Here is a 7318-nt window from a genome sequence, read left to right as displayed (position 1 = left end):
GTCGCCGCCGCCGAGCGTCTTCCAGCGCAGCACGGCGGCGGCAAAGGCCGGCTGTGCCTCCGACGATCCGGCGGAGGTGGCGAAGCGGCCGAAGGCGAACAGCAGATGGTCGGCATGGGCGCGGGTCGCCTCCGCGACGGCGCGATCGCCTGATGTGCCGACCTCGCGCTTCATCCAGTCGAACATCTCGCGGTCGAGCGCGGTGAACGCGCGCACGGCGCGGTTCGGATCGGTCGCGATCAGGGCTGTCGCGATGCCGAGCTTGATCTCGAAGCTGAGCGGATGCTGCGCGGTGAAGGCGCGGGTCGAAATCGCCAGCGCGGTCTCGCGCAGCCGCATGCCTTTGTCCGGCTCGCCGCGCTGCTCGCGTCGGCCGGCCGCCAGCACCGCGGCCTTGATGCGCAGGAAGTCCGCGAAATTCGCTTCATTGGCGACGATCGCCTCCAGCCGCTCAAGATCGGCTTGCGGCATCCCGGCGTCGCTGGTGGCGAGCATGTCGGTGTAGAACAGCCAGGCATCGGCCTGGCCGGCGAAGCTCGGATCTTTCGGCGCGAGCGCGGTCGCGATCGCGCGATGGCGACGGAAATAGCGGCGGGCATCGTCAAAGCGGCCGAGATTGAGAAAATCCTGTCCGGCGTTGTTGACCGTCACCAGCGTATTGAGATGGTTCTCGCCGTAATGCTTGGCGCGCTTCTCGATCGCGAACAGATCGAGCTCGAGCGCCTTTGCCGGTGCGCCGATCTCGCGCAGCATGTCGGCATAGTTGTTGGCGAGCTTCCAGGTGGTGCGATGGTCGGGCCCCAGCGCCTTCTCGGAGCGCTCCAAATTGTGCCGGCCCAAATTCGTCGCCGACGCCGCCGAGCCGTTGGCCGACAGCGCGACCGCGAGCTTGTCGTTGGCGATCAGCGATTCCTCGGAGCCCTCGCCCCAATAGGCGTTGAAGGCGGCGATCGCCTTCATGTAGAGCGGGACCGCCTCCGCGATCCTGGCGTGGTCGGATTTGAGGATCGCGTACATCAGGAGCACATCGGCATTTCCGGGCGGCGATTGCGCCGCCGCCTTGCCCTGGAACGCCCGCACGAACAGCTTCTCGGCCAGGTCGTCGCGTTTCACCGCGCGCAGCGTGGCCGTCGCGTCGAAATATTGCTCCATGACGAACTGCGCGCCGTCGAGCTTGTCGGCGGCGTCGAGCGCGGCAAGCAGTTGCGCGTAGCCCGCGTCGAACTTGCCGCCGCGCGCCAGCGCGATGGCGTTCTTCATCTGCACGGCGATCGCCTGCGTGCTCCCGGTGCCTTGCGCCGGCGCTCGCTTGGCGCGGGCGTCCTGCGCTGCGGCAATGTCGATCGTTCCGGTCAGCGTCGCGCTGAGCGCGAAGATGATACTAAGCGATGCGGCTGCCCTGCGCGCACGTACGAAACCCCCGGTGATCGTCATCGATGGCGCATCCTCATCGTATCGTCCGTCATCGGATCGCGTTCCCCGCAAATGACGGCTTCGTCGCAACAGGCTGACGACGCTTTAGCGGCGCGCTTTTGCATGAACAAGACACGGCGGCCGGTCGCGCGTGGCGCGGAACCGGCGAGCCGAATTCGTGCTTCTTGGTCGCCGCCAGCGCCTCCGGCGTTCACGCATCGGGTCCCGAATTGCTCCCGTGCCATGCGCCGCCGGATGCCGCGGGCCGCCGCTTGCATTCCACCGGCATGGTCAAGCCATCGGATGATGTTACCGCCGCGGCTGGTTATGCCGTACGCATCGGGCTGGCTTCGGGAGCGGCAGCCCCGCGCGCAAGTCATCGCACTTTCCCGGCAACCGCCTTTCGCTTCGGAATAGAAACGCGCGCCGGTCGAAAGCGGCGGTTTTTTCTGACCATCGTCACTTGCACCGTCCCGCCCGATTCGCGTATGAGGCGCATCCTTCCTTTTCTGCAACTTTTCCTTTGATCGAAGGCGCCCCGCCGATGTCCAACGCCACCCTCGACGCCAACAAGGCGCTGGTGCTCGCGCATTACGACGCCGTGACCAATCGTCTCGATCCCGATGCGATCCGCGCGCAGCTGGCGTCCGACTTCTTCGATCATGCCGCCGGCAAGCGGATGAGCGCCGAGGAAGTGATCGCGCATTCAGCGGCCTTGCATGAGACCTTTGCCGATCTGTCGGCGGTGGCGGAATGCTGGTGGCCGAGCGCGACATCGTCGCCGGCCGCTTCGTCTGGCGCGGCCGGCACCGCAGCCCGTGGCGCGGCATTGCCCCGACCGGCCGCCACGTCGAATTCCGCGGCATGACGTTCTGGCGGATTCACGACGGCAAGATCTCTGAGCGCTGGGCGGAGATCGACTTCGTCGATCTGGAGCGGCAGCTCAAGGACTGAGCTTCCACCGCAATCCCTTTGTGCTGTTCCGATACACGGCGGCGCTTTCGACCGCCGCGGGCCGCCGATCGGCGTCTTCTGCACGCCAGGATTTCGTGCTCTGGTCGCCTTGACCAAAGGTTGTTATTGGATGAGAATGATCTTTTGAATTGCTCGACGATATTTGGAAACGAGCATGGATATCGATTATTCCGAGACCTGTTTTGTGATCATGCTGCCGGAGCCGATGTTGTCCTGAAATAATTTGCGCATTGCTCGAGGATATTTGCGATGGCCATATTGGATACGATTGCGAACCGCCAGGCGCAGTGGTCAGAGACCGCAAACCAGCTGAAATCGACCATCGACCGGGCGCGCTGGTCGGTGTTCGGGCTGTCGTCGCTCGGTGCGGTCCTGGCCGCGGTGGCCAGCCAGTTGCCGGACAACACGACGGCGCCGCGCACCACGGTTGCGATCGCAGGCGCCGTGAGCCTCGCCATCGCGACCTTCTTCACCCAGCGTCTGCTCGGCGCCGATCGTATCTCGTCCTGGGTGCGTGCGCGTGCGATCTCGGAGCGTCTGAAGCGGGAGGCCTATCGCTTTGCTGCCAGCGCAGCCCCCTATGACGACGCGGCCAAGGCGGACGCCTTGCTTGACGACGAGGGTCGAAAGATCGAGGCCGATGGTGAGGACCTGCTGCCGCAGCTGGTCCAGGCCGCGGGGCAGGGGTCGCTGCCCCGCCAGGGCCTGCAACAGCAGCAATACATCACGCAACGCGTGCAGGGGCATATCGGCTGGTTCACGAAGCGGGCCGCCCGCTATCAGGTCATTGCATCGCGCCTGCGGCACGTCGAATTCGCGCTCGCCGCACTGGCAACCCTGCTTACCGCGGTTGCCGGCGTGGAAGCCAAGCCTGTGATAGCCGGTGTTCCGTTCGACATGGTCGCCTTCACGGCCGTGCTGACCACGCTCGGCGGTGCCGTGCTCGCCCATGTCGAAGCCTCGCGCTACGATTTCCTGGTCACCACCTATCGTGCCACGGCGCGGCGCCTCGAGGACTGCACCAATCGGCCACGCCCGTCATGGTCGGACTTCGTCAACGAATGCGAGAACATCCTCGCGACCGAGAACATGTCCTGGATCGCCAAGTTCACCGGCAAGTCCGGGGCGACGCCGAGCCCGTGAGAGGTCAAGTGGCGGTGCCGATGCTTTGACTGCTTCGTTTGCTCCGTGGCATGATCGGCCATTCGAAGCAGGAGGGATTGTTGCATGCTCAGGTGTCGTTTGGCGGTTGTGTTCGGCGCCTTGCTGCTTGCCACCCCCTCTTATGCCGCCCGTTGCGGCGGCAGTTTCCCGAGTTTCGTCCAGTCGTTCTCGCAGGAGGCGGCCAGTGCCGGCATCCAGCAGGATGTGATCTCGCAGGCGCTCGGCGTCGTGCAGCAGGATGGCGGGGTGCTCGCCTTCGACCGGCGGCAGCGCTACACCTTCAACAAGACCTTCGAGCAGTATGTCGCAACCCGCGTCGGCTCCGGGCGCATCAATGGCGGCCGCGCCATGTTGCAGCGTCACGCCGCGCTGCTCTCGAAGATCGAGCAGCAATACGGGGTGCCGCGCCAGATCCTGGTCGCGATCTGGGGGCTGGAGACCGATTTCGGCAAGGGCGACATGGGCAAGCTGCCGGTGTTCCGCGTGCTCGCCACGCTGGCGCATGATTGCCGCCGCACCGAGCTGTTCCAGGGCGAGCTGCTCGCCGCGCTCAAGATCCTGCAACGCGGCGACCTCAGGCTCAACGACATGATCGGCGCCTATGCCGGCGAGATCGGGCAGACGCAATTCCTGCCGTCGTCCTACATCAAGTATGGCGTCGATTTCGACGGCGACGGCCATGTCGATTTGCGCCACTCGGTGCCGGACGTGCTGGCCTCCACCGCGAACCTCCTGCACTCGAACGGCTTCAAGATGGGCGCGCCCTACGGCGAAGGCAGCGCGAATTTCGAGGCGATGCGCGAGTGGAACAGGGCAGTGATCTATCGCAAGACCATCGGGTACTTTGCCGATCAGCTCATCGGGCGGTGAGGGGAGCTGCGGTTCTCTCCACCCGTCATTCCGGGGCTCGCGAAGCGAGAGCCCGGAATCCATCGGGCCGCATCACGCGTGGACAAATGGATTCCGGGTTCAGCCCTGCGGGCCGCCCCGGAATGACGAGTTGAGAATGAGTGGCGTCCCATGGAAACGATCGGCAGCCAAAAAATCTGGTCGTTCTTCGATCGCCGCGGATGCCAGATCGCGAAGAACGCGGCGGTGCGGGAGGGGCCGGGCCATCGCATCGGCTCCTATCTCGAACTCGCGACCAAGATCGCCGAGCTGCAATTCCTCAACCGCGACCATGTGCTGCTGTTTCGCGGCCAGGGCGCCGACTTCAGGAACGTCAAGCGCAACTCGTCGCTGAAGCCGACGCTGTTCCGCGCCGGGCGCGGCAATCCGGACCGCGCGACGCTGGCGTCGCGGTTCGCGGCGCTGGCCCGCGCCGAGCAGATCCTGATTGCGGAATACGCGAAAGCAAAGCTGCTCGGGCTGGAACGGCTGAAACGGCATCGCATCCTGCGCTGGTCGATCCTGCAGCATTACGAGGTCTGCACCACGCCGCTGCTCGACGTCACCCATTCGATCCGGATCGCCGCGTCGTTTGCCTCGCTGGCGGAGACCGGCACCGCCTTCCTCTATGTGCTCGGCGTGCCGAACTTGAGCGGCGCGATCACGGCGAGCGCCGAGGCCGGCCTGCAGATCGTGCGGCTCTCCAGCGTCTGCCCGCCGGCGGCGGTGCGGCCGCACATCCAGGAGGGCTATCTGCTCGGCGAATATCCTGAAGTATCCGGCACCGACGAGAGGGAAAACTATTTCCCCTACGAGATGGATTTCGGCCGGCGGCTGGTCGCGAAATTCTCGTTCGCGCCGGCGTCGTTCTGGAAGAACGACAATTTCCCGCAGGTGACGAAGAGCGCGCTCTATCCGTCGGAGCGAAGTGACCCGCTGTTTCGGCTGGCGCTTGGGGTGAAGAAGCAGTTGGAAGGGTAAGGTATGCGTTGGGCGGATTAGCACAGCGTTGAAGATGAATCACCGTCATCCTGAGGAGGCCGCGCAGCGGCCGTCTCGAAGGGTCGACGGCCACCGGTCGGGCCGTGCATCCTTCGAGGCTCGCTCCGCTCGCACCTCAGGATGACGGGTCTGATGAGTTCGCCGGGACGACGGGTGTGTGCCGCGTCTGCGCTGCGGGGCCTCACCCCGCGACGCCGCACATTCAACCGGCCCTCGCCGCCTCGCGCGCCAGCCGCCGCGCCGCCGCCTTCTCCATCAGCCGCTGCATCACCTTCCAGTAGGTCGCGGGGCGGAAGCGTTGCAGCAGGTCCATGAAGCGGGCGTCCTTGCCGATCAGGATGCGCGGCTGGTTCTTCTCGATGCCGGCGATGATGCGCTGCGCGGCTGCGGTCGGCGTGGTCCTGGCCAGCGCGTCGAAGCGCTCGATCGCTTCGGAGCGGCGGGCATTGTCGGTGATGCCGGCGCCGGTGCGCGAGTCGCGCGCGATGTTGGTGGCGACGCCGCCGGGATGCACGACGGAGAGCCGCACCGGGCTATTCGCCACCGCAAGCTCGTGGCGCAGGCTTTCCGAGAAGCCGCGCACCGCGAACTTGGCTGCGCAGTAAGCACTCTGGCCGGGCGGCGCGAGGATGCCGAAGATCGAGGAGATGTTGACGATATGCGCCTCGCGCTGCCGCGAAAGCAGCGGCAGGAAGGCGCGGGTGCCGTGCACCACGCCCCAGAAATTGATGTTGAACAGCCACTCCATCTGCGCCTGCTCGATCTCGTCGAACTGGCCGAGCAGCGCCACGCCGGCATTGTTGACGACGATGTTGAGCCCGGGATGCGCAGCGCCGGCGGCCTCGGCAAATGCCGTGATCTGCCCGGGCTCGCTGACATCGAGGCGATGCACCGTGACCTTGCGCGGGCTCGCCTTGGCGATCTCGGCCGCGGCGGCCTGCAGGCCGGCCTCGTCGCGGTCGGCGATCGCCAGATCGCAGCCGCGCAGCGCCAGTTCATGCGCGAGCGCGCGGCCGATGCCGCTGGCGGCCCCAGTCACGGCGGCGGCAGATCCAGAGATCGCGGTCATGTCAGGTCCGCTCCATCTCAACGAGGGGTGGCGGGAGCCGTGAGGAACACGGCGGGTTTTCCCATTTTTTCAGATTGGAACCGAACTATCCAGCGCCCAGGTGTTTGACCCTCGTCACACTCTCAAACCGAGGCATTCAACCCAAGGGAGGCCCAGCCATGGGACAATCGAGACCCAGTCGTGCGAAGGCCCTGGTTGTCGAAGACGACCCGATGCAGCGCCAGATGATCGAATTGCTGCTAGCGGAGAGCGAGTTCGAGGTCATCTCCTGCGAGAGCGCGGAGGCCGCAGAATTGGTGCTGCGGAGCAACGGCGACAGCGTCGTGCTGATGTTGACGGATGTCGAGCTGGCCGGAAACATGACCGGCGTCGAACTCGCCTATGTCGCCAAGATTTACAGCCCCGATCTCGATGTGATCGTGACCTCGGGCAAGCCGCTGCGGCAGCGCCTGCCTGACGGCGCGACGTTCTGGGCAAAACCCTGGGCGCCGCTGGACGTGATCCGCGTCGCCGAGACGAAGGCGTCGGCGCTGTCGGGCGGCGGGGTCCGCAGGTTCTGACAAGACCAGGTTCTGACAAGACCAGGTCCTGACAAGCCCAGGGCCCTCATGACAGAGTTGTCAGCGCGGGGGAGGAGCCGCCGGCCGGTGGCTGCTTCCGCCCCGGGGGCGGGACGTGATATTGGCGGCTGATGTCCCTGGGGATTTTGAAATGACCTGGTCCTTCCTGCTGACCACCCTGATCGTGGTCGCCTCGCCCGGCACCGGCGTGCTCTACACCCTGGCGGTGGCGCTGACCCGGGGCTCG

The 7318-nt window shown here is 65.7% G+C and carries 8 protein-coding genes and 1 pseudogene; 6 read left to right on the top strand and 3 right to left on the bottom strand.

Going from position 1 to position 7318, the window contains the following annotated elements; translation table 11 throughout:
• The coding region (locus H8B02_RS43230) for a tetratricopeptide repeat protein (RefSeq protein WP_229171858.1) at positions 1 to 1434 on the bottom strand (1434 nt) is incomplete at its 3' end.
• Between the two features lie 355 nt (positions 1435 to 1789).
• Positions 1790 to 2119, bottom strand: a complete 330-nt coding sequence (locus H8B02_RS43225; RefSeq protein ID WP_229171856.1) for a hypothetical protein — start codon at positions 2117 to 2119, stop codon at positions 1790 to 1792.
• A 47-nt stretch (positions 2120 to 2166) separates the two neighbouring features.
• On the opposite strand from H8B02_RS43225, the gene H8B02_RS43220 reads away from it, so the two are divergent.
• The 4 genes from H8B02_RS43220 (at position 2167) to H8B02_RS43205 (ending at position 5421) form a co-directional block, all read left to right on the top strand.
• Entirely contained in the window at positions 2167 to 2367 is a 201-nt protein-coding gene (locus tag H8B02_RS43220; protein ID WP_229171854.1) for an ester cyclase, read from the top strand.
• Between the two features lie 270 nt (positions 2368 to 2637).
• Positions 2638 to 3531, top strand: a complete 894-nt coding sequence (locus tag H8B02_RS43215; protein WP_229171853.1) for a DUF4231 domain-containing protein — start codon at positions 2638 to 2640, stop codon at positions 3529 to 3531.
• 84 nt (positions 3532 to 3615) lie between these two features.
• Positions 3616 to 4422, top strand: coding sequence for a lytic murein transglycosylase (locus tag H8B02_RS43210; RefSeq protein ID WP_229171851.1), 807 nt, complete (start codon positions 3616 to 3618; stop codon positions 4420 to 4422).
• Positions 4423 to 4572: 150 nt separating this feature from the next.
• Positions 4573 to 5421, top strand: a complete 849-nt coding sequence (locus H8B02_RS43205) for an FRG domain-containing protein (protein WP_229171849.1) — start codon at positions 4573 to 4575, stop codon at positions 5419 to 5421.
• Between the two features lie 223 nt (positions 5422 to 5644).
• Here the strand turns inward: H8B02_RS43205 and H8B02_RS43200 are convergent, their stop codons facing one another.
• Positions 5645 to 6511 (bottom strand): SDR family NAD(P)-dependent oxidoreductase, encoded by an 867-nt coding sequence (locus H8B02_RS43200; RefSeq protein WP_229171848.1) that lies wholly within the window; start codon positions 6509 to 6511, stop codon positions 5645 to 5647.
• A 158-nt stretch (positions 6512 to 6669) separates the two neighbouring features.
• On the opposite strand from H8B02_RS43200, the gene H8B02_RS43195 reads away from it, so the two are divergent.
• On the top strand, positions 6670 to 7071 hold the full coding sequence (locus tag H8B02_RS43195) for a response regulator (protein ID WP_229171847.1): 402 nt from the start codon (positions 6670 to 6672) through the stop codon (positions 7069 to 7071).
• 151 nt (positions 7072 to 7222) lie between these two features.
• Positions 7223 to 7318: pseudogene (locus H8B02_RS43190) on the top strand (LysE family translocator); the annotation flags it as partial.

Source organism: Bradyrhizobium altum, assembly GCF_020889705.1.
Classification (GTDB): Bacteria; Pseudomonadota; Alphaproteobacteria; order Rhizobiales; family Xanthobacteraceae; genus Bradyrhizobium; species Bradyrhizobium altum.
Note: the sequence above shows the minus strand (reverse complement) of the source record. Positions and strands in the feature narration are given on the sequence as shown.

What these genes read in the sequence shown, in the direction of transcription:
- H8B02_RS43200 (WP_229171848.1), bottom strand. Translation starts at nt 6,511, where the DNA reads ATGACCGCGATCTCTGGATCTGCCGCCGCCGTGACTGGGGCCGCCAGC.
- H8B02_RS43205 (WP_229171849.1), top strand. Translation starts at nt 4,573, where the DNA reads ATGGAAACGATCGGCAGCCAAAAAATCTGGTCGTTCTTCGATCGCCGC.
- H8B02_RS43215 (WP_229171853.1), top strand. Translation starts at nt 2,638, where the DNA reads ATGGCCATATTGGATACGATTGCGAACCGCCAGGCGCAGTGGTCAGAG.
- H8B02_RS43195 (WP_229171847.1), top strand. Translation starts at nt 6,670, where the DNA reads ATGGGACAATCGAGACCCAGTCGTGCGAAGGCCCTGGTTGTCGAAGAC.
- H8B02_RS43210 (WP_229171851.1), top strand. Translation starts at nt 3,616, where the DNA reads ATGCTCAGGTGTCGTTTGGCGGTTGTGTTCGGCGCCTTGCTGCTTGCC.
- H8B02_RS43220 (WP_229171854.1), top strand. Translation starts at nt 2,167, where the DNA reads ATGCTGGTGGCCGAGCGCGACATCGTCGCCGGCCGCTTCGTCTGGCGC.
- H8B02_RS43225 (WP_229171856.1), bottom strand. Translation starts at nt 2,119, where the DNA reads ATGCGCGATCACTTCCTCGGCGCTCATCCGCTTGCCGGCGGCATGATC.